1 protein-coding gene is annotated in these 1170 nt (G+C 65.9%); it reads right to left on the bottom strand.

Annotated features, from left to right (window positions below):
- A partial coding sequence (locus AWC18_RS19305) for an IS110 family RNA-guided transposase (protein ID WP_085139785.1) occupies positions 1–1043 on the bottom strand: 1043 nt, incomplete at its 3' end.
- Positions 1044–1170 lie beyond the last annotated feature (127 nt).

Below are 1170 nucleotides of genomic sequence, written 5' to 3'. Positions count from 1 at the left end.
GCGACCGCGACATTGGCCGTCACAGGTCGCTTACGTCGTTCCAGGAAGCTCACCCACCTGCCATGCAGGCGGCGGTTGCCCTCGTCCCCACGAGCGCGGGCCGCCGCAGAAGCCCGATCCCACCGCGACCGCATCACCGCACCCACGTGATATCGCGGCTTGTGATGCCACGCCGCCTCGACCAACAGCCGCCGGACATGAGTGTTGCCGGTCTTGGTGATCGGGCCCTGAACCCGCGAGGAACCCGACGAAAACTCCGAAGGCACCAACCCAACGAAAGAGCCAATCGTATTGCCGGTGAACCGATTCCAATCACCAATCTCGACTGCCAACGCAAACCCGGTCAACGTGTTCACTCCCCGCAGACATGACACCCGCCGCACGATCGCGGTGAATTCCCCATCGGCGGCCATCTCCTCGATCGCTGCGTCCAGACGCCGCCGCCGGGCCTGCATCGTCAACACATGGTCATAGTCAGCGTCGAAGGCCATCCGCGCCGCCGGCGCACTGAGCTGCGGCGCGGCGACGGTGCGCAGCCACTGATCATGGGCACCGGTCCACGCCGCCCCTCCGTAGTACACGATGCCGTGGCGCAACAGCAGCTTCGAGAGCCGGTGTCGGGCCCTCATCAGATCGCCACGGCAGTCCTCGCGGGCACGCACCAGATCACGAGCCGCTTCCTGAGCCACGCTCGGGATCGACACCGAGGTGATCTCGTCCAGACGCAACAACCGGCACAGATGCAGGGCGTCGCGGGCATCGGTCTTGACTCGATCACCGGCCGGCTTCTGCAGCTTCGACGGCGCGACGACCTCACAGCGGATCCCAGCGTCGGTCAACGCTCGCTGCAACCCAAACCCGGTCGGACCCGCCTCATAGGCCACCGCCACCGGCCCCGGCAACTCCGATATCCACGACCGAATGTGCTCATAAGAAGGGGTCAACCGGGTCTGGCGCACCTCCCCGGAGTCACTGTCGATTGCCGCCGCCGCCACTGAACGTGCGTGCACGTCCAGGCCAACACTCGTACGCTCTGTAAACACCGGGGCCTCCCACCACTGTCGGATAGACCGGGCAGGCGACTCCTACTCGGTAACCCACGAACATGGGTGAGTGGGGCCCCGGCCCGCAACCCCCAGCTCAACGCCGACGGTCACCCATACCGTCTAG

Origin of the sequence: Mycolicibacter nonchromogenicus (assembly GCF_002101775.1) — a bacterium.
Lineage (GTDB): Bacteria > Actinomycetota > Actinomycetes > Mycobacteriales > Mycobacteriaceae > Mycobacterium > Mycobacterium nonchromogenicum.
Note: the sequence above shows the minus strand (reverse complement) of the source record. Positions and strands in the feature narration are given on the sequence as shown.